Below are 19,649 nucleotides of genomic sequence, written 5' to 3'. Positions count from 1 at the left end.
CGTCACGACCAGATCGCGTCGAAGACGGCCTGCGGCAACGCGGAGTCGTCCCGCGCGTAGGACCACCCGGCGACCGCGCCCTCCATGTCGGTGATCGCGTTCTGCATCTCCAGCACCTCGTCGTCGCTGAGGTCACCGACGACGGTGTTGACGTCACACCCGACCGCGGCGGCGACGTTGTTGGCGTAGCGCACCGGGTCGTTGCCGTCGGAGGCGGGCGCGTACCGGTTGAACGCCGCGAGGATCGACAGGTGCGCGTAGCCGGGCCCGCGCAGCAGCTGCCGGATCGCGTCGTAGCCCAGGTCCCAGGACGGGAAGATCATGAAGTTGTGCCAGTTGACCTTGCCGGGGTAGGCGCCGTAGGTGGGCCCGCCGGCGGTGATGTTGCCGGGGTTGTTGTTGAGCCAGGAGAAGCTGCCGTCGCCGCCCCTCATGTGCGGCTGTCCCTCCACGACCTCGTTCCCGTACACGACGAAGTTCGAGATCTCCCACCCGTGCCCGCCGTAGTCCTGCGGCGCGCTGGTCCCGAACCACTGGGACTGGGGGATGTTCTTCGTGCGGGAGACGTTGCCGTTCCAGTACCAGAGAGCGTCACCATCGTCGAGAGCCATCGCGCTCACCCACCTCCGGACTCCAGGGGTGACCACGGCCGTCAGCCGGGTCGGCACCCTGAGGCTCCGTCGGGGGTTCGCTGATACAGGTCTTGTGGTTGTTCACACTTTTGGCCCAGTTGCCGCTACGCCAAGTGGTCGTGTGGTAACGCTGGTGCTTGCGGTTCCTCGATCGGGCCTGCTCCATCCGGACCAACTGCGAACCGAACGGAACCGCGTGACGCAGCGTTGCGTCATCCTTTCGAGCGAGGAAGTACCGCGTTCGGGGAGGGACGTCACGGTGCCCGTGCAGACCAGCGTGAAGACCACCGGAGGCCTGTGATGTCGAACCCCCTGGTGGTCAAGCCCGACGCCGCGCCGTCGGGGTTCATGAACGCGGGTACCGGCGACAACGGCTGGGCCACGGGCATCTCGATCGCCGAGTCGGCGATGGACACGTTCAACGGCATCAAGGACGGCAACTGGATCGAGGGTGGCCTCGGCATGGTCGGCCTGGTCGCCGACGCCGCCTCGATGGCGATCGACCCGTTCGGCACCCTGCTGTCTTCGGCGGCCTCGTTCCTGATGGAGCACATGCAGCCGTTGAAGGAGGCCCTGGACTGGCTGGCGGGCAATCCGCCGGTGATCGAGTCGTACTCGGCGACGTGGGGCAAGGTCGCCGAGGAGGTCGGCAAGGTCGCGGCGGAGTACAAGTCCGCGGTCGACGGCACTTCTGCCTGGACGGGTCCTGCCGCGGACGCTTACCGTGCTGCGGCGGGTGGTCAGCTGGATGCGTTGTCGGGTGCCGCTTCTGCCGCTGGGTCCGTGGGGACCGTTGTCGGTGTGATGGGCATGGTCGTCGGGTTCGTGCGGGAGATGGTGCGCGACCTGATCGCGGACCTGGTGGCGAAGCTGATCACGTGGGTGCTGGAGGCCGTGTTCACGCTCGGTTTCGGTACGCCGGTGATCGTGGCGCAGGCCGTGACGGCGATCTCGAAGTGGGCCACGCGGATCGGTGAGCTGATCCAGAAGCTGATCAAGACGATCAAGAAGGTCTCGCCGCTGCTGGGCAAGCTGGTCGAGATCTTCACGAAGATCATGAAGGTCGTCGGGAAGCTGGTCGGCAAGGTGACCGGCCTGGACGTGATCTCGACGAAGTCCATCAAGCCCGGTGGGCTGTTCCACAGCACGAACTCTCCGGACCTGACGCCGTCCGGGTCTCCGTCGGGGTCGCACTCCGGTTCGCCGTCTTCGTCCACTCCGGACTCTTCGCCCTCTTCGCCGTCTTCACCGTCCTCGCCGTCTTCACCCTCGTCGCCTTCGTCTCCGGACAGCTCGCCGTCGCCGTCGTCTCCCTCGTCACCGTCGTCACCTTCTTCTCCCTCGTCACCGTCGTCGACTCCGGACGGCCCTTCGCGCGCTCCCGACGGCTCGTCGCCGTCGTCGACCCCTAACCCGTCCCGCACGCCGGATGCCCCGTCCACTCCGGACACCCCGGCAGCACCTCCGCGCAACACCGGCCAGACCACCCAGTCCTCGGTCGCCACCCCCGAGGCCCCGCTGCGCACGGACGTCCCCCACGCCCCGCAGCCCCCGCGCACTCCGGACACCACCCCGTCGTCGTCCCAGTCGGGCCCGATGGGCAGCACCCCGAACGCCGGCGGCAACACCCCGTCCTCCCCCGCCGCAGGCCGCCCCGGCAACCAGGGCTGGACCGGCACCCCCGGCTCCCGCGGCGACACCGGCTCCGGCATGCCGTCCCAGCGCACACCGGACACGTCACCTTCCTCGGCCCGCCCGTCCGCGCCGTCGCAGCCGAACTTCAGCCCGTCCTCCCCGAACACCCCGCACTCGCCCAGCGCACCTTCTGCGCCGCACGCAGGCACCCCGAGCGCACCCCACAGCGGCCCCACCGCGCCGTCGTCTCCCACCACTCCCAACGCGCCGCACAGCTCGAACACCCCGTCGTCGCCGAACGTGCCTTCCAGCCCAGGAACTCCGCACAGCCCAACCGCTCCGCACGGCGGCCCGAGCGCGCCTTCGACTCCCAACGCCCCTCACAGCCCCAGCACCCCCTCAGCCCCGAACGCTCCCTCGGCCCCGAGCGCGCCCCACGGCGGCCCCTCCACCCCGCACGCGCCTTCGGGCCCCAGCGCACCGCACAGCCCGAACGCCCCGCACTCCCCCGACGCACCGCAGGGCCCGGGAACGACCTCGGCGGCAGGCCGCACGGACGTGCCAACCCGCCCGCAGTCGGCAACCCCCCACGCCGACGCTCCGCACACCACCCCGAACTCCCCGCACGTGCCCCAGCAGCAGGGCTTCTCGCCGTCCCCCGGCAGCCCGAACGCCCCGCACGCCGGCACCCCGCACACCCCAGGTACCCACAGCCCCGGCGGACGCCCCGACACCCCGGGATCACGCCCCGACGGCCCCCGCCCGGACGCCTCACGCCCACGCACCGACGCCCCCGGCGGCCACCCCAACGGCCCGAGCAGGCCGGACTCCCCCACACCGCACCGTCCAGGCCCCACCCACCCCGACGGCGCACGCCCCCGCGGCTTCGACAACCCCACGACCCACCCCGGCCAGCGCCCCGACGCACCCGGCCAGCCCCACAACCGTCCCGACGGCTCCCGCCCCGACACGTCCCGCCCGGACAGCACCCGCCCGGACAGCACCCGCCCCGACGGCGCTCGTCCTGACGGCACTCACCCCGACGGCAGTCGTCCGGATGGGACGCACCCCGACGCGAACAAGCCCGACGGCCCCGGCCACCACGACGCGGACGGCCGACCGGACGGCGACACGCCCACCAGCCACGCCGACGAGCGGCCCGACCCGGCCACCGCGCACGAGCGCCACGCCGAGCAGACGCCCGCCGGTGTGTCGCACCACGGCGGTGACCCGGACATGGGCGACCTGCCGCACCGCGTGCCGAACGACCCGCGGTTCTTCACGGCGGACGTCCACATCACGCCGGACGGCCGGGCTCGCATCGGCGGGCACGACTACACCCCCGCCGAGTACGCGGACATGCTGCGCCGCGGCGGTTACGACGGCAGCCGCCCGGTCCGCCTGATCGGCTGCGACGCGGGCAGCAACGACTTCGCCCAGCAGCTGTCCCGCCACCTCGACGCGCCGGTCGTCGCACCGACCAAGCCCGCGTGGACCGACGCCAACGGCCGCGTCTTCACCAGTGACGCGGAGATCGGGCCCGACGGCACCCGCAAGCCCAAGATCCCGCCGAACGGCGAGTGGGAGACCCACCACCCGGACGGCACGAAGACCAAGGTCGGCGACGACGGCTACGCGCCCGGCAGCCAGAAGGACACCGACGGCGCCGACGCCCGCGACCGCAGCGAGGACACGCCGAAGGACGATGCGGACACGCCCAAGGACGACAAGCCGCAGACCCCGAAGAACAACCCCGATTGGGACAAGACGGATCCCGCCGACCGCGCGCGCATCCAGGAACAGGTCGACGAGATCCGCGAACAGGTGCGGGAACGCTTCGACCAGTACTCGCGCGACGCCTGGGACGACGTCGACAGCCGATGGGAAGACGAGCTCAAGGACAGGTACAAGAGGCCCATCGAAGAAAAGGGCCTGCCCGAGGAGATGTTCAAGGGCACCGAGACGCACAACCGGTTCGAAAAGCAGGTCGAAGAGGACATGAACGACCTCATCGATCACGAGTCCGGGTACCGGATCCGCGTTGAGACGTCCTGGGACGAAAATGGCGCGGAGGTTTCACGCGGTACGAAGGACTCCAAGCGCCCTGACCTCATCCTGGAACGACAGTTCCGTGACGAGGAAGGCGAGCTTCAGTGGGAGACCGCGCACGTCTGGGACTTGAAGACCGGTCAAGACGTCATCAGCAACTCGTGGGCCACGGAGGTCAACAAGCGGCTCGACCCGGTGAAGACCCCGGAAACGATCAACCATCAGCTCGCTGACCAGGGCAAACTTCCCCCGGTCCACTCTCGCTAAAGTGGGGCGCATGAAACTCGTCGAGCGCTGGCACGAACTGGCGAAGGAGCTGGCGCCGTCGCTGCCGGGCAGATGGTCACTGCGCGGCCGCGGCGACCTCACGGCACTCGTCCAGGAGCCGTGGGACTGGACCGTGCGGTGGATCGGCTTCGAGCGGAGCTCGTTCTCTGAAGAAGGCTGGTTCCAAGCCGCCGTGGAACCGCTGGTGCTTGAGCAGTTCCGGTGGGCTCGGACGTTCGGGCTGCGCATGGATGAGGTTCAAGGCGGCCCACGACGGGTGGACCTCTGGTCGGATGATGCTGGCCAAGTGCTCTACGACTTCGCGCACAACGCGGCGCTGCCGTTGTTCGACAAGTGGACGGTGGAGAAGTTCGCCGGTGCCGCTGACAGGTCGATGCAGCGCCCTGTCGAGCAGAGGCGCCCGCCGTACTACTGGATGCTGGCACCGGGCTACCGCGTCGTGCTCGACACCGGATCACCGGAAGAACCGCTGCGGCAGGTCATCGACTACATCAACGAACATGGCAAGTTCACCAAGTCGCTTCCCTTCTACGAGGAACTGCTCGAACGCTGGCAGGCCGGCGGACGCGACGAGGCGCTGAGGTTCCTCGAGTTCGACCGCGACCGCAAGCTCGAAGAAGCGGGGCTCACCCGTGTGATCGACGGAGGCACGGCGTGACCGCCCCACCCGCTTTGATCGAGGCCGTGCTGCAGAAACTGCCGTTGGTGGCACCGGAAGCCTCGTTCGACGCCGAGCGCGGCGAGGTGCTCGTGCCCGTGTCAGAGGGCCGGGCGCGGATCTCGCTCGACACCCTGGCGAAGACCGCGGCGACGACACCCGCCGAGCAGTGGTCGGACCTCGTCACGAGCTGGCTCGCCACGCTCAAGACCGACCTCGCGGCGGCCGAGGCGGGTGGCACCACGTCCGCTGAGCAGTTGCGCGTCCAGCTCAAGCCACACGAGGACACCCCGCCTGACGAGGTGCTGGTGCTCCCGTACGACGAGCAGTTCGACGTCGCGGTCGTCGTCGACCACGAAACCCGCGTCTCGGCGCTGACCTACTCGCAGATCGCGGCGCTGGGCATGTCGGTCGACGAGATCGGCCGCCGAGCGGTCAAGCAGACGATCACCAACGAGCTGACGAACCTCGACGTCCGGGACCACACCCTGCCCAACGGCGTGGTCGTCCGCGTGGTCGCCCAGGACGGCAACCCTTACGTCAGCGCGATCCTCATGTCGCTCACCCGTTTCACGGCGGGTGACGCGCCGCACGGCATTCTCGTCGCGGTTCCGCAGTACAGCGCGGTGCTGGTGCACGAGGTCACGTCGCAGGAGGCGGTCGACTTCCTGGTCCCGTTCAGCCGCATCGCGAAGTCCATGCGGGACGACGCGCGCGACCCGTTCGACAGCGGCGTCTACTGGTGGGCGGAGGGGACGTTCCACCGCGTCGAGATCGAAGTGACCGGTGAGGACACCGCGCGTGCTCACCTGCCGACCGCGTTGCGCTCCCTCATCGAAGCCCTTCCGGACGGCAGCTGACCGGTGGAGGTACGACGTCATCCCACCGATGCCGAGTGGGCTGAGGAGCAGCTGGAGTACTACGTCACGGTCGTTCCGGAGGGCGCGGCGAGCGTCGAGCAGTCGACCGAACGACTGAGCGTGCTGCACCCCGCTGCCCTCAGCCGCCTCGGCTACGCCACGGTGCTCGACCCCACCGCGGAGAACCTGACCACCTGGGACGCCGTGGTGCAGGCGATGCAGGTGACCACTGGCATCTTCGCCGCGGCCGGCGCCACCGAGGGCACCGTCGAGTGGCTGATCGGCGAGCGGACGGTCCACATCCCCGCGACCGGGCCGGTGCACTACGCGAACTTCAAGCGGTGGCTGGACGCTTTCTGGCTCGCGGCGATCGTCCGCGACAAGAAGTGCCTCGACCTGCTCGACTCGTTCCCGTTGGACATGATCAAGGAGTCGGTCGGCCAGTACGAGGAGTCCGACGCGTTGTGGGCCCGCACCTTGCAGATGTTCACGAAGAGCGAGCCGGGCATGGCCGAGGCGCTGTCCGAGGCGATGGCCGCGACCAATCCTGAACGGCTGAGGGTCAGCACGCCGGATTACGCGCTGCGCCTTGCCTTCCCGGTGATGAACGCGTTCCTGAACATGGTGCGCAGCAACCACGAACGCGAGTTCAACGAGGCTCTTGTGCAGGCGCTGGAACAGTTCAAGGCCTACTGGACGGAGAACAGCGAACTCGCCGACAACCCGCGCGGGTTCGTCGCGCTGGCTCCGCTCGGGCTTGCGTGCATCGCCAAGGACTCCGGGCTGAACGTCGAGGTCGAGTCGGACTACCTGCCCAAGCACCTGCTGCTCGGCTCGTGGGTCGGCGAGTACCGGACTTCGTGACCGTTCTCCGTGTTCCTGAAATCTGTGCTTTCGAGCGGTGGCTGAACGATGAAGGTCCCCCGGCATCCCACCGATGCCGAGTGGGCTGAGGAGCAGCTGGAGTACTACGTCACCGTCGTCCCGGAGGGCGCGGCGAGCGTCGAGCAGTCGGCCGCGCGCCTGCCCGTGCTGCAGATGGGCGCGGTCGACCGGATCGGCTACGCCACGGTGCTCGACCCGTCCGCGGAGAACCTGACGACGTGGGACGCCGTTGTCCAGGCGATGCAGGTCACCACCGGGATCTACGCTGCGGCCGGCGCCACTGAAGGCACCGTCGAGTGGTTGATCGGCGAGCGGACGGTCCACATCCCGGCGACCGGGCCGGTGGAGTTCGCGAACTTCAAGCGGTGGCTGGACGCCTTCTGGCTCGCGGTGATCGTCCGCGACAGGAAGTGCATCGACCTGCTCGCCTCGTTCCCGTTGGACATCATCAAGGCGTCGGGTAACCAGTACGAGGAGCTCGACGCACTGTGGGCCCGCACGCTGCAAATGTTCACGAAGGGCGAGCCGGGCATGGCCGAGTCGTTGGCTGAGGCCATGGCCGCGACCGATCCCGAGCGGCTGACGGTCAGTCCACCGGAGTACGCGCTGCGCCTTGCCTTCCCGGTGATGAACACGTTCCTGAACATGGTGCGCAGCAACCACGAGCGTGAGTTCAACGAAGCGCTCGCGCAGGCCCTCGAACAGCACAAGGCTTACTTCACCGCAGACAGCAAGCTGGCGGACGATCCGCGCGGTCTGATCGCGTTGGCTCCGCTCGGACTCGCGTGCATCGCGAAGGACTCCGGGCTGAACGTCGAGGTCGAATCGGACTACCTGCCCAAGCACCTCGTACTCGGTTCGTGGGCCGGCGAGTACCAGACCTCTTGCCCACCGGTCGTTCCGCGGTGAAGCTCCGCGAACGCTGGCACCAGCTCGCCGGGGAACTGGCGCCGTCATTACCGGGCCGGTGGTCTCTGCGCGGCCGGGGCAAACAGACGGTGCTGGTCCGGGAGCCGTGGGACTGGACCGTCTCGTGGATCGGCTTCGACAAGAGCGCGTACTCCGACGAAGGCTGGTTCTTGGCGGCTGTCGAACCTCTTGTGCTCGACCGGTTCCGATGGGCGCTGTCCTACGGGATGCGCATGGACGAGGTGCGCGGCGGTCCGCTTGGCGTGAACCTCTGGTCGGACAACGCCGGCCAGGTGCTCCACGACTTCGTGCACAACGCCGCACTTCCGGAGCTCGACCAGTGAACGGTGGAGGAGCTTGCGAGCGGGGCCGAGAAGTCGTTGCTGCGGCCCGTTGACCGCAGGCGTCCACCGCACTACTGGTTGATGGCACCGGGTTGTCGCCTTGTCCTCGACACCGGCTCGTCAGAGGACCCTCTGCGGCAGATCATCGCTTACTGCACCGAGCGGGAGGCGTTCCGGAGTGGGCTCCTGTTCTACGAAGAGCTGCTCGAACGCTGGCAGAACGGCGGACGCGGCGAGGCGCTGAGGTTCCTCCAGTTCGACCGCGACCGCAAGGGCGAGGAAGCGGGTCTGACCCACCAGGTCGACTGAGAGACACCGGGCGTGTTGGTCAACGCTTGCGCCGGCGCGGTGCCGCGGAACGGGGCGGGGCCGCACGCATGTGGTCGCGGACCGGGGTCAGCAGGTCCGCGAGGGTCTGGACGTCATCGGGCGACAGGCGGTCGAAGAGCAGGCCGCTGACCACCTCGATGTGACCGGGGAGCACCTGCGCGAGCAGGGTGCGGCCGGTGTCGGTGATGGTGACCGTGACGCCGCGTTCGTCGTCGGGTGACTGCGTGCGGGTGACCAGGCCCGCCTTCTCCAGCAGGCCCACCTGGTAGGTCAGGCCGCTGCGGCTGTAGACGACGCCGTCGGCGAGGTCGGTCATGCGGTGGCTGCCGGTGGGCGCGTCGCCGAGGCGGGCCAGCAGTTGGAACTGCACATAGCTGAGGTCGCCTGCCTCCTTCAGCTGTTGCTCGACCGCGTGCCGCAGCAGGCTCGTCACCTCGACGAGCGTGAAGTACGCGCCGAGCTGGGCCGGGTCGAGCGACGGCGGTGGGGCGGGCATGCCCGGCAGTCTACTGCTTCGAATTCGAAGTGACAGCGAGCACATCTCTTGCTTCGAATTCGAAGCAGGCTGTAGCGTCGTCCTCAGTTGCTTCGAGTTCGAAGCACAACAGCGGAAGTGAGAGAGCCATGAAGGCAGTGCGTTTCCACGAGTACGGCGGCCCCGAGGTCCTGCGCCACGAGGACGTGGAGCAGCCGGAGCCCGGCGCCGGCGAGGTGCGGGTCCGGGTGGCCGCCACGTCGTTCAACTCCGTCGACGGCAACATCCGCGCCGGCTTCATGCAGGGGGCGATCCCGGTGGAGCTGCCGCACACACCCGGTCTCGACGTCGCCGGCACGGTCGACGCGCTCGGCGAGGGCGTGACCGGCTGGTCCGTCGGTGACGAAGTTGTCGCCTTCCTGCCGATGACCAAGCCGGGTGCGTCCGCCGAGTACGCGCTCGCACCGGCGGAAGCGCTGGCACGGGCACCCAAGGGGATTCCGTTGGCCGATGCCGCCGCACTGCCCGTGGTGGGGCTTACCGCGTGGCAGGCGCTGTTTGACCACGGCCGGCTGAAGGCCGGGCAACGGGTGCTGGTCAACGGCGCGGGTGGAGCGGTCGGCGGGCACGCCGTGCAGCTGGCCAAGGGTGCCGGTGCGCACGTCATCGCCACGGCCAGCCCGCGCAGCGCCGAGGCCGTGCGTACCGCCGGGGCCGACGAGGTCGTCGACCACACCGCCACGAGCGTGACCGCGGCGGTCACCGAGCCGGTCGACCTCGTGCTCAACCTGGCGCCGGTCGCCCCGGAGGAACTGGCCGCGCTCGTCACGCTGGTGCGACCGGGCGGGGTCGTCGTGAACACCACGGTGTGGATGCCCGCGCCCTCCGACGAGGCACGCGACGTGCGCGGCATCGACCTCTACGTCCGCAGCGACGCCGAGCAGCTGGCGCGGCTGGTCGGGCTGGTCGACCGCGGCGAGCTGCTCATCGACGTCGGTCAGCGGGTGCCGCTCGCCGAGCTGCCCGCGCTGCACGCCGCGGGTGCGGTGGCCGGCAAGGTCGTCGTCCTCGTCGGCACCGGGGACTGAGGAGGACGACGACGGCGGTGGGGTCAGGCGACGACGACCTCGACACCGGCCGCGCGCAGGCGGTCGAGGTCCGCAGCCGGGGCGGAGGAGTCCGTGACCACCACGTGCACGTCGGTGATCGCGGCGATGCGGGAGAACGCGCGCTTGCCCACCTTCGACCCGTCGGCGAGCACGACCACGCGGTCGGCGGTGCGCAGCAGGCAGTGGTCGGTGTGGGCCTCGACCTCGTCGTGGGTGGTGATGCCGCCGCGGGCGTCGATGCCGTCCACGCCGAGGAACACCACGTCCAGGCTGATGCCCGCGAGCGCGCGGTCGGCGATCGGGCCGACGAGCTCGTAGCTCTCCGGGCGCACGCCACCGCCGGTGACCACCAGGTCGATGGTCGGGCGGGGGCACAGGTCGGAGGCGATGTTGAGGGCGTTCGTCACGATCTTGAGCTGGCGGCCGACGGCGAGCAGGCGGGCCAGCTCAGTGGTGGTCGTGCCGCCGTTGAGGCCGACCGAGTGGACGGACCCGGTCACGAACCTCGCGGCGGCCTCGGCGATCTGGCGCTTCTCCTCGCGCCGGCCCACCCGGTAGCGCAGCGGCAGCTCGTAGATCACCTCGGCCGCGACCGCGCCGCCGTGGGTGCGTTTGAGCAGCTTCTGCTCCTCCAGCGACTGGAGGTCGCGGCGGATCGACGCGACGGACGTGCCCAGGTCCTCCGCCAGCTCGGTGACGGTCACCGAGCCCGACTCGGCGAGCCTCTCCAGGATCGTGGCGAGGCGCTGCTCTTGACGCATTCGATCAGAATAGCGCACAAATTGTGCCTGTTTGGGCGCGAAACGATGCACCAAAAGCGGACACTGAACTGGAAACGATCAAATGAGCAACTGATCTGATCAAATATGATTGGTCACCGGTCTCATTAGGCCTTCCTCGCTACAGTCGCTCACATCCGATCACCAACTGAGCGATCAAGGAGTGTGGCGTCCATGGCCTCCCCTGCCCGCGCCCTCGCCGGGGCCGCGCTCGCCGCGGCCGCGCTGACCGCCTGCGCCGCCGGTCCCCCGGCCTCGGCTGGCGCCGCGGTCGAGCCGTCCGCTGCCGCCGCCATCGAGAAGCCGCCGACCAGCGGCGTGCTCGACTACCAGCTCGGCGCGGCCTACACCCCTCCGGCCGGCGTGACCCTGGTGACCCGCGACAGCAGCGCGTCACCCGCGAGCGTCTACTCGATCTGCTACGTCAACGGGTTCCAGACCCAGCCCGGCGAGAAGAGCCTCTGGCTGAACCAGCGCAGGCACCTGCTGCTCGAGGACTCCTCCGGCAACCCGGTCGTCGACCCCGGCTGGCCGGACGAGTTCCTGCTCGACACCTCCACCCCGGCCAAGCGCACCGAGCTCGCCTCGATCATCGGCGCCACCATCGACCTGTGCGCGAACAAGGGCTTCAAGGCCGTCGAGGTCGACAACCTCGACTCGTACCTGCGTTCCCGCGGCAAGCTGACCGTGGGCGACAACCTCGCCTACGCCAAGCTCTTGGCCGACCGCGCGCACGGCAGGAACCTCGCGATCGGCCAGAAGAACTCCGCGGAACAGGCCGCCCAGGCGAAGTCCCAGGTCGGCTTCGACTTCGCCGTGTCGGAGGAGTGCCACCGCTGGGAGGAGTGCTCGTCCTACAGCGACGTCTACGGGAAGAACGTCATGGACGTCGAGTACACCGACGACCTGCGCGGCACGTTCGAGGACGTGTGCGAGGACCCGGACACCCCCGCCGTCACGACGTTGCGCGACCGCTTCCTCGTCGGGCCGAACGACCCCGGCTACGCGTTCGACCACTGCTGACCACGTGAGCGGCCCCCGGTCGCGGGGCCGCTCCTCCTCGTGCGCGACGCGGCGCGGCGCCACCGCGATCGGCCTGCGGCCGGCGGGTCAGACGTCGACCACCTCGTGCAGCCGCAGCCCGCGGTTCATCGCCCCGGCCGCCTTCGCCACCGCCGCACGCGGCAGCAGGCGCGGCACCCACGTGATCGCGCGGGTCAGCCCCCGGCCGGGGTAGGACGCCGTGCGGCGCCGGGCGTAGTCGTCGAGCAGCCTGCGCGCGACGGACTCCGGTGAGTCGGCGAAGCGCGGGTTGATCGACGCCGTGGTGCCGTCGAAGAAGCCGGTCGCGATCGCACCGGGGTGGGCGGCCATGACGTGCACGCCCGTGCCGCGCAGCTCTTCGGCCAGTGCCTCGGTGAACGACAGGACGAACGCCTTCGTGCCGGCGTAGGTGGCCTGGTAGGGCAGGGGCTGGAAGCCGGCGGTCGAGGAGACGTTCACGATGCCGCCGGTGCCGCGGGCGACCAGGTCGCGGCCGATGGCGTGGGTCAGCTCGACGAGGCCGGCGACGTTCAGGTGCAGCGACCGCAGCTGGGGTTCGAGCGGGCGGTCGAGGAACGGGCCGGCGCTGCCCGCGCCGGCGTTGTTCACGAGCAGGTCGACGGTCAGGTCCCGGGCGCGCAGCTCGGCGAGCACCCGGCGCGGGCCGTCGGGGGTGGCGAGGTCGGCGGTGATGACCTCGCCACCCCCGATCTCGGCGGCGAGCTCGCGCAGGCCGGACTCCGAGCGGGCCAGCAGGACCGGGCGCGCTCCTCTGCGTGCCAGGTCGAGGGTGAGCGCGCGGCCCAGCCCCTTGGACGCGCCGGTGACCAGTGCGGTGACACCGCGGTACTCGTGCCTCACGACAACCTCCACCAGTTCGAGACTCGAAGTACTCACGCTAGCAGAACACTTCGAGACTCGAAGCAAAGGTAGGATGCCCGGCATGACGGCGGCCGACCTCACCGCGGCACTGGCCGCCACCCACGACGTGTGGATGCGCACGGCCGACCGGCTCGGGCCGGTGCTGGCCGAGCACCGCCTGACCACCGCGACCTTCCAGGCGCTGTGGGCGATCGACCCGGCAGAGCCGCCGCCGTCGATGAAGGTCATGACCGAGCGGCTGCACTGCAACGCGCCGAACCTCACGTTCGTCACCGGCCAGCTGCTCGACCGGGGACTCGTGGAGCGCAGCGTCGACCCGGCGGACCGGCGGTCGCGGGTGCTGAGCCTCACCGCGAAGGGGCGGCGGGTGCGGGACGAGGTGGTGCGGGCCGCGCTGGAGAACACTCCGCTGGCCCGGCTGGACGAGAGCGAGCTGCGGCAGCTCACGGCGTTGCTGGGCCGCGTCCTTCAGCCCGAGGGGTGAGTCCGGGTCACAGCAGCGCGCGCCACTCGTCCGCCCGCACGGCGGGACCGGCCGTCAGCCCGCACCCCCGCCACCCGGTCACGGCGCGGATGCCGTGCAGAGCGCCGAGGCTCCACACCTCCAGACCGTCCAAAGAGGCCAGATCGCACCGCTCCGGCCGCACCGCCACGCCCTGCCGACCGGCCAGGTCCACGACCAACCGGCGTGTCACGCTGTCCAGCACGGGCAGGCTCGGGTCGGGGACGCACAGCAGGTCCCCGCGCCACCACACGACCGAGCTGAGCGCGCCCTCCAGGACCGTGCCGGTGCCGGTGCACAGCAGCACCTCGTCCGCACCAGCGGAGGCCGCCGACACGCGCAACGCCTGCATCGCCACCAGGTCCGGCCCCTTCGTCCGCGGGTGGCGGCGCGGGTCCGGGCCTGGGTGCGGCAGCAGCACCACCTCCGCCGACGGCTCGGGAGCCGGTCGCAACCGCAGCCGCAGCCGGTGGTCGGCACCGCACTCGACGCGCGGGAACCAGCGGCCGGTGCGCGGCACCGCACCGGCTGCGGAGTCCAGGAACCGGCGCACCGCCGCCGCGCCGAGCCCGGCCTCGCGCTCGCACGACGACACGAACCTGTCGTGGTGCAACGGGAGTGCGCGCGTCACGCCGTCCGAGACCAGCCACGAGTCCGCCACCAGCAGCGCGGCTTCACCGGAGTCCTCGGCCAGCCGGCCGTCCCGCCACAGGAAGGTGCCCACGTCTCCCCTCGCCCACGCCCCTACGCGCACAACGGAACCAGGAAGCGGGAGACGCTGCGCAGCTTCTCGGTCGTCTCCTCCAGCGCACAGCCGGGTTTCGCCGCCACGTCCGCACCGGCGCGCAGCCACGTGCGGCCGCCGTGCCGGAACAGACCGCGCAGCACCAGGACCGCGTCCAGCGAACCGTCCGGCTCGACCAGGACGACAGCGCCGCCGTACAGGCCGCGTTCGGGTTCGACCCGGTCGATCAACGCGCACGCCCGCGCCTTCGGCACCCCCGAGGCCGTGACGGCGGGCAGCAGCGCGGCCAGCGCGTCCCACGACGTGCGACCGACCGACAGCGCGCCGGTGACCTCGGCGGCCGGGAACCGCGCCACCCGCACCGAACCCGGCTCGCACACGCCGGCCAGCTCGGCGGCGGCCAGGCGCACCGCGACCGCGCGCTCGAACACCGCACCGGCGGCACGGCTCGGTTCCTCCCGCCACGCCACGTCGAACACCGGGTCGCCGCTCGACGGTGCCAGCGCCTGCGTCACGAGGCCTCGGGCGGTGTCGACCCTCGTCACGACCTCGGGGTCGAAACCGAGGACCTCCCAGCCGCCGAGGCGCAGCAGGGCCGACCGCGCCGGGTCGCCACCGCGCCGCCCGGCCAGGTAGGTCGCCGCGAAGTCGACCTCCCCCGGCACCGGCACGGTCCTGGACAGCACCACCCGGTCCAGCAGGCCCGCCCGGATGTCGGCCACCGCCGCGCCGACCGCCGAGCGGTACTCCTCGGCACCGTGCGTCTCCACCGGTGCGCGCACCCCGGCCTCGACCACGTCCACAGTGGACACGTCGGCGAGCCGCTTCTCCAGCACGTCCAGCGCGGCCTCGTCGTCCGCGCGCAGCACCGCCGTGCCGTCGGCGAACCGGACCTCGGCGCGCGGCACGGCGAGGTGGCCGGTGCGTTCGAACGACACCCAGCCGTAGGCGGTGCGCCCGGCCAGGCGGGCCACGTCGGCGAGCCCGCCGGTGACGGTCTCGGCCTCGCCCTCCGCGAAGTGCACGGTGGCGCCGTTCTCGTGGACGACGTGCGGTTCGGCGGCGGTGCGGGCCAGTGCCGCGGCCGCCTCCAGCGCGTCGCCCGCGAAGGGCACGCTGCGCTCATGGGTACTCATCGGAGACCTCACCTGTGGGCGGGGCGGCGGCGGTCAGATCACCCCGGTTCTGAGCGCGTAGGCCACGGCGTGGGACCGGTTGCGGAAGTTCAGCCGGGTCGTGATGCCGAAGACGGTCTGCTTGATCGACCGTTCCGACAGGTGCAGCCGCGCGGAGATCTCGGCCGTGCTGCACCCCTCCGCGGTGAGCCGCAGCACCTCGACCTCCCGCTGGGTGAACTCCGCCTCCGCGGCACCGGCCGGGGCGCGGGTGATCGCCTCGACCTGCTCGGCGAGCCGCCTGCGCCGCTCGCCCAGCGTCTCGTCGCCGCTCACCACCGCGGCCAACACGGCGCGGACCAGCTCGGCACCGGTCATCCGGCGCCGGGACAGCACGGTGACCACGTTGGTCCCGACCGACCTCAGGTCCGCGGTGCCGATCTCGTCGACGACCAGGACCGCCGGCACGGTGCCCGCCGTCACCCCGTACACCTCGGCCGCGACCTCGGCGGAGAACCGCCTCGCCCCCACGACCGCCACGTCGTAGCGGTCGTAGGGGTCGCCGTGCGCCTCGACCTCCCTCCTCGCGCGCAGGAAACCGACCAGCCCAGCACGGGTGATCGGGTCCCGCGCCTGCACCAGGACCGTCGCCGCGACCATCGCTGCACCTCACGTCGGAACGTCGAAAGCGTCGAGAACACCGGGAACCGGCGGCACTGCCGGACTGCGGGCTCAGATCACGCCGTGGCGCAGCGCGTAGGCCACCGCGTGCGGCCGGTTGCGCAGGTTGAGCCTGCTCGTGACGTTGTGGATCAGCTTCTTGACCGACCGCTCGGAGGCGCTCAGCTTGGCGGCGATCTCCGCGGTGTCGTGCCCGTCGGCCATGAGCTCGATGACCTCCACCTCCCTGGGCTTGAGCCCGGAGGCGCGCAGGCCGTGGGGGTCGAGCAGCTCCGCGTGCACCCGCCGGACGTGCCGGACGAGGTCGCCGGCCAGCGCGAACGGCAGCACCGCGCCGCCGCGGGCCGCGGTGAGCACCGCCGTGTGCAGCCGGTCGGCGGTGAACTCGGCGGCGGGCAGGACGGCCACGACGTTGCAGTCGACCGCCAGGACCACGTCGACCTGCTCGACCTCCCGCACCACCAGGACGACCGGCCGGTCGAGGAGCTGCCGCAGCTGCCGCAACGCCGCGGCCACGTCCACGGAGAGCCGGTCGGCGACGGCGACGACCACGTCCGCCCCCTGCCGCGCCGCGGCCGCGGCCAGCGCCGCCTCCTCGCGCACCTCGACCTCGGGGAAGGAACGCAGGGAGATGACGACGCCGGTTCTCGCGATGAAGTCCGCACAACACACGACGACGCGTGTGACGCCCATTCTTCTTTCCTCTCCCGCAAAAGAATTCAGGCGACTCCGAGCGTACGACACATCACCGAGGCCACCAAGGTCGTATCAATTGGCGTCCCGAAGAATGCGTCCCGCACCACTCGTCCGCAGCATCGGACATTGATTTCCTACGCGAGTGCGCAGGTTGACAGCACACCGGCTCCCTGGACCTCCGGAATGCCCGGTTCGCCGGGTTGGCCGACAACGTTGCCGACCGGCAGAACATCACGGTTCAAACCTCCCCACCTGCGAGTTTGCCCACCTCGTTCCCCAAGGGGCACCGGCCTGATCCCCAAGGGGAAGTCATTCGACCGGCTGCGCCGACATCGTTGACAACGCCGCGGGAGGCCCCGCAGGATCACTTGACGCCATCACTTGACCATTGCTGGTCGCCACGGTAATTCTGGGATCGGTCCCCGATTCAACCCGCGGTCACCGGCTGCACGGGAATGGGTGGGTGTCATGCACCACGGGCAGAACGACAAGTGGAAACGCGAGCAGCGACCGGCGAACTGCTGGACGCCCAGCTCGCTGCAGGCCAGGATCTTGGAAGGTGTCGCCGCGGGATTCTCCAGCGGGCGGTTGTCGAGGGAGCTCTACCTCAGCCCGAAGACCGTCGACTACCACGTCCGCGTCATGTCGGACAAGCTGCAGGCGCCGAACCGGGTGGCGCTGGTGTCCAGGGCGTTCGTCCTCGACATCCTGCGCGCCGACACGTGGCCACCGCGGGTCGCGTGCGACACCGTGGACTGATCGCGACACCGCCCCGGCGGTCGTCACCGCTCCTCCCCCGCGTGAACGGCGCCGGCGTCGTCGATGCCGACCGGCGCCGCGTCGAGGCCGGCCAGCAGGTCCACCACGGCCCTCGTGATGTCCTGCGCGGTCAGCCCGCAGGCGGCGAGCACCTCCGCCCGCGAACCGTGGCTCAGGAACCGCCGCGGGATGCCGAACTCCCGCAACGGGGTGCTGACGTCGTTGTCCCGCAACGTCTGCGCGATCGCCGAACCGACACCGCCCGCGCGGCTGTTGTCCTCGACCGTGATCGCGAGCCGGTGCCGGCGGGCCACGTCGGCCAGCGCGGGGTTGACCGGCGTGACCCACCGCGGGTCCACCACGGTCACACCGATGCCCAGGGCGCGCATGCCGTCCGCGACCGCCAGCGCGAGTCCCGCGAGCGCCCCGACCGCGACGACCAGCACGTCCGACGGACCGGAGCGGCGCAGCACGTCGACGCCGTTGAACGTGGCGACGGCCGGCAGGTCGGGGCCGACCGGTCCCTTGGGGAACCGCAGCAGCGTCGGGCCCTCCGACCACGCCACCGCCTCGGCCAGCAGCTCGGCCAGCCGGGCGCCGTCACGCGGTGCCGCGATCCGCAGCCCCGGCACGACCTGCAGCACCGAGAGGTCCCACATGCCGTTGTGGCTCGGCCCGTCGTCACCGGTCACCCCGGACCGGTCGAGCACGAACGTCACCGGGCGCCGGTGCAGTGCGACGTCCATCAGCACCTGGTCCAGCGCGCGGTTCACGAACGTCGAGTAGATCGCCACCACCGGGTGCACGCCGCCCAGCGAGAGCCCCGCGGCCATCGTGACCGCGTGCTGCTCGGCGATGCCGACGTCGATCACCCGCTCGGGGTGCTTGCGCTGCAACGGGAGCAGGCCGGTCGGCTCGGCCATGGCGGCCGTGATCGCGACCAGGTCGGCCCGCCGCTCGGCCAGCTCGACCAGCTCCTGCGCGAACACCGAGGTGAACGACCGGCCGGAAGCCGGCAGCGGCTGGCCGGTCCGCGGGTCCATCGGTTTGACGGCGTGCCCGAGGTCCAGGTCGTTGTCCTCGGTGTGGCGGAACCCCTTGCCCTTGGCCGTGACCACGTGCACGACGACCGGCCGGGCCAGGGCGGCCGCGTGCCGCAGCGCGTCCTGCACGGCCGCGATGTCGTGGCCGTCGACCGGGCCGAGGTAGCCGAGCCCGAGCTGTTCGAACACACCGGGCCCGCCGCCGGCGCGCAGGTCGGCCAGGTGCCGGGCGAGCCCGCCGACCGTCGGCGCGTAGGACCGGCCGTTGTCGTTGAGGACGACGACGAGCGGCCGGTCCGGCCCGCCCGCGATGTTGTTGAGCGCCTCCCAGGCCATGCCACCGGTCAGCGCACCGTCGCCGACGACCGCGACGGTCGCCCGGTCACGCCGCCCGAGGTGGGCGTCCGCGCGTGCCAGTCCGTCCGCGTAGGACAGTGCGGTGGACGCGTGCGAGTTCTCCACGAGGTCGTGCTCGGACTCCTCCGGGTTCGGGTAGCCGGAGAGGCCACCGGAACGGCGCAGCCGGTCGAACCCGGCCTGGCGACCGGTCAGGACCTTGTGCACGTACGCCTGGTGCCCGGTGTCCCACAGCACCCGGTCGCGCGGGGACTCGAAGACGGTGTGCAGCGCGATGGTCAGCTCCACCACGCCGAGGTTGGGGCCGAGGTGTCCCCCGCTCGCGCAGACCCGGTCGACCAGGAACGCGCGGATCTCGCCGGCGAGGTCGCGCAGCTGCGCGGCGGTCAGCTCACGCAGCCGCGCCGGGTCGCGCACGGTTTCCAGCAGCGCCATGTCGAACAGAGCTCCTCATCGGGTGTGGTCGCTCTCGATCGGTCCTGACCGGTCACGCGGGTCCGCGACTCATTCCCGGCCCGTTCCCGGACGCAGTTTTCCGGTGTCGCGCAGAATCCACCAATCCGCAGAATAGTCCCGGTCAGTCCCACCTCCGCGTTCCTTTGGGGTTTTTCCCAAAGTCGATCCCGCGCACTCCGGCGTCGTTGACACCACCCGGACGGCGCCTCCACGATGGAATCCGCTCGCTATTCGCGAGGAATTCGGTCCACAGGCCATCCACCAACGCAGTCGTCGGCAACCGAGCCCTGGAGAAGTGACCGTGTCAAATCTTCCAAGTTCACCTCTGGCAGCGCTGGACCCCCAGGACGAGGTACGGGTAGTCGGCCAGTACTACGACGGCAAAACCGCCAAGCTCGTGCGCAAGTACGGTCCTG

At 70.7% G+C, this 19,649-nt stretch carries 20 protein-coding genes; 11 read left to right on the top strand and 9 right to left on the bottom strand.

Annotated elements, in window-relative coordinates:
• Positions 1 to 2: 2 nt before the first annotated feature.
• Positions 3 to 611, bottom strand: coding sequence for a hypothetical protein (locus AB0A63_RS20200; RefSeq protein WP_360393324.1), 609 nt, complete (start codon positions 609 to 611; stop codon positions 3 to 5).
• 321 nt (positions 612 to 932) lie between these two features.
• On the opposite strand from AB0A63_RS20200, the gene AB0A63_RS20195 reads away from it, so the two are divergent.
• The 7 genes from AB0A63_RS20195 to AB0A63_RS20165 are packed head-to-tail and all read left to right on the top strand — an operon-like array spanning position 933 to position 8,569.
• Complete coding sequence (locus AB0A63_RS20195) at positions 933 to 4,583, top strand: hypothetical protein (protein WP_360393321.1); 3,651 nt, start codon at positions 933 to 935, stop codon at positions 4,581 to 4,583.
• 10 nt (positions 4,584 to 4,593) lie between these two features.
• Positions 4,594 to 5,262, top strand: a complete 669-nt coding sequence (locus AB0A63_RS20190; RefSeq protein WP_360393319.1) for a hypothetical protein — start codon at positions 4,594 to 4,596, stop codon at positions 5,260 to 5,262.
• Positions 5,259 to 6,122, top strand: coding sequence for a hypothetical protein (locus AB0A63_RS20185; RefSeq protein WP_360393316.1), 864 nt, complete (start codon positions 5,259 to 5,261; stop codon positions 6,120 to 6,122). The genes AB0A63_RS20190 and AB0A63_RS20185 overlap by 4 nt, the downstream gene beginning before the upstream one ends.
• A 3-nt stretch (positions 6,123 to 6,125) precedes the next feature.
• Entirely contained in the window at positions 6,126 to 6,986 is an 861-nt protein-coding gene (locus AB0A63_RS20180; RefSeq protein ID WP_360393314.1) for an immunity 49 family protein, read from the top strand.
• A gap of 48 nt (positions 6,987 to 7,034) precedes the next feature.
• A complete protein-coding gene (locus AB0A63_RS20175; protein WP_360393312.1) occupies positions 7,035 to 7,916 on the top strand; it encodes an immunity 49 family protein in 882 nt (293 codons plus the stop codon).
• Complete coding sequence (locus tag AB0A63_RS20170) at positions 7,913 to 8,260, top strand: hypothetical protein (protein WP_360393309.1); 348 nt, start codon at positions 7,913 to 7,915, stop codon at positions 8,258 to 8,260. The genes AB0A63_RS20175 and AB0A63_RS20170 overlap by 4 nt, the downstream gene beginning before the upstream one ends.
• A 3-nt stretch (positions 8,261 to 8,263) precedes the next feature.
• Positions 8,264 to 8,569 carry a hypothetical protein gene (locus AB0A63_RS20165; protein ID WP_360393306.1) on the top strand — a complete coding sequence of 102 codons (306 nt, stop codon included), beginning with the start codon at positions 8,264 to 8,266 and terminating at the stop codon, positions 8,567 to 8,569.
• Between the two features lie 19 nt (positions 8,570 to 8,588).
• Here AB0A63_RS20165 and AB0A63_RS20160 read toward each other — a convergent pair whose 3' ends face one another.
• Positions 8,589 to 9,086, bottom strand: coding sequence for a MarR family transcriptional regulator (locus tag AB0A63_RS20160; protein ID WP_360393303.1), 498 nt, complete (start codon positions 9,084 to 9,086; stop codon positions 8,589 to 8,591).
• A gap of 128 nt (positions 9,087 to 9,214) precedes the next feature.
• On the opposite strand from AB0A63_RS20160, the gene AB0A63_RS20155 reads away from it, so the two are divergent.
• On the top strand, positions 9,215 to 10,153 hold the full coding sequence (locus tag AB0A63_RS20155; RefSeq protein WP_360393301.1) for an NADP-dependent oxidoreductase: 939 nt from the start codon (positions 9,215 to 9,217) through the stop codon (positions 10,151 to 10,153).
• Between the two features lie 23 nt (positions 10,154 to 10,176).
• Here the strand turns inward: AB0A63_RS20155 and AB0A63_RS20150 are convergent, their stop codons facing one another.
• A complete protein-coding gene (locus AB0A63_RS20150; protein WP_360393298.1) occupies positions 10,177 to 10,935 on the bottom strand; it encodes a DeoR/GlpR family DNA-binding transcription regulator in 759 nt (252 codons plus the stop codon).
• Between the two features lie 192 nt (positions 10,936 to 11,127).
• Here AB0A63_RS20150 and AB0A63_RS20145 point away from each other — a divergent pair, with 192 nt between their 5' ends.
• Positions 11,128 to 11,976, top strand: a complete 849-nt coding sequence (locus AB0A63_RS20145; protein ID WP_360393296.1) for an endo alpha-1,4 polygalactosaminidase — start codon at positions 11,128 to 11,130, stop codon at positions 11,974 to 11,976.
• 87 nt (positions 11,977 to 12,063) lie between these two features.
• On the opposite strand, the gene AB0A63_RS20140 is transcribed toward AB0A63_RS20145, so the two are convergent.
• Positions 12,064 to 12,858, bottom strand: coding sequence for an SDR family oxidoreductase (locus AB0A63_RS20140; protein ID WP_360393294.1), 795 nt, complete (start codon positions 12,856 to 12,858; stop codon positions 12,064 to 12,066).
• Positions 12,859 to 12,940: 82 nt separating this feature from the next.
• Between AB0A63_RS20140 and AB0A63_RS20135 the strand changes: the two genes are divergently transcribed.
• Complete coding sequence (locus AB0A63_RS20135) at positions 12,941 to 13,363, top strand: MarR family winged helix-turn-helix transcriptional regulator (protein WP_360393291.1); 423 nt, start codon at positions 12,941 to 12,943, stop codon at positions 13,361 to 13,363.
• 7 nt (positions 13,364 to 13,370) lie between these two features.
• On the opposite strand, the gene AB0A63_RS20130 is transcribed toward AB0A63_RS20135, so the two are convergent.
• From AB0A63_RS20130 to AB0A63_RS20115, 4 genes are all read right to left on the bottom strand, one after another.
• The gene (locus AB0A63_RS20130; protein ID WP_360393288.1) at positions 13,371 to 14,105 is read right to left on the bottom strand and encodes an aminotransferase class IV; all 735 of its coding nucleotides are present in this window, start codon (positions 14,103 to 14,105) and stop codon (positions 13,371 to 13,373) included.
• Positions 14,106 to 14,125: 20 nt separating this feature from the next.
• Positions 14,126 to 15,262, bottom strand: coding sequence for a chorismate-binding protein (locus tag AB0A63_RS20125; RefSeq protein WP_360393285.1), 1,137 nt, complete (start codon positions 15,260 to 15,262; stop codon positions 14,126 to 14,128).
• A 33-nt stretch (positions 15,263 to 15,295) separates the two neighbouring features.
• Positions 15,296 to 15,901, bottom strand: coding sequence for a LuxR C-terminal-related transcriptional regulator (locus tag AB0A63_RS20120; RefSeq protein WP_360393282.1), 606 nt, complete (start codon positions 15,899 to 15,901; stop codon positions 15,296 to 15,298).
• 72 nt (positions 15,902 to 15,973) lie between these two features.
• Positions 15,974 to 16,615: a LuxR C-terminal-related transcriptional regulator gene (locus tag AB0A63_RS20115; RefSeq protein WP_360393279.1), complete on the bottom strand. Its 642-nt coding sequence runs from the start codon at positions 16,613 to 16,615 to the stop codon at positions 15,974 to 15,976.
• Positions 16,616 to 17,086: 471 nt separating this feature from the next.
• On the opposite strand from AB0A63_RS20115, the gene AB0A63_RS20110 reads away from it, so the two are divergent.
• On the top strand, positions 17,087 to 17,377 hold the full coding sequence (locus AB0A63_RS20110; protein WP_360393276.1) for a LuxR C-terminal-related transcriptional regulator: 291 nt from the start codon (positions 17,087 to 17,089) through the stop codon (positions 17,375 to 17,377).
• A 23-nt stretch (positions 17,378 to 17,400) separates the two neighbouring features.
• Here AB0A63_RS20110 and AB0A63_RS20105 read toward each other — a convergent pair whose 3' ends face one another.
• A complete protein-coding gene (locus AB0A63_RS20105; RefSeq protein WP_360393273.1) occupies positions 17,401 to 19,212 on the bottom strand; it encodes a 1-deoxy-D-xylulose-5-phosphate synthase in 1,812 nt (603 codons plus the stop codon).
• Between the last annotated feature and the right edge of the window lie 437 nt (positions 19,213 to 19,649).

The sequence above is a fragment of the Lentzea sp. NPDC042327 genome (genome assembly GCF_040647275.1).
GTDB lineage: Bacteria > Actinomycetota > Actinomycetes > Mycobacteriales > Pseudonocardiaceae > Lentzea.
Note: the sequence above shows the minus strand (reverse complement) of the source record. Positions and strands in the feature narration are given on the sequence as shown.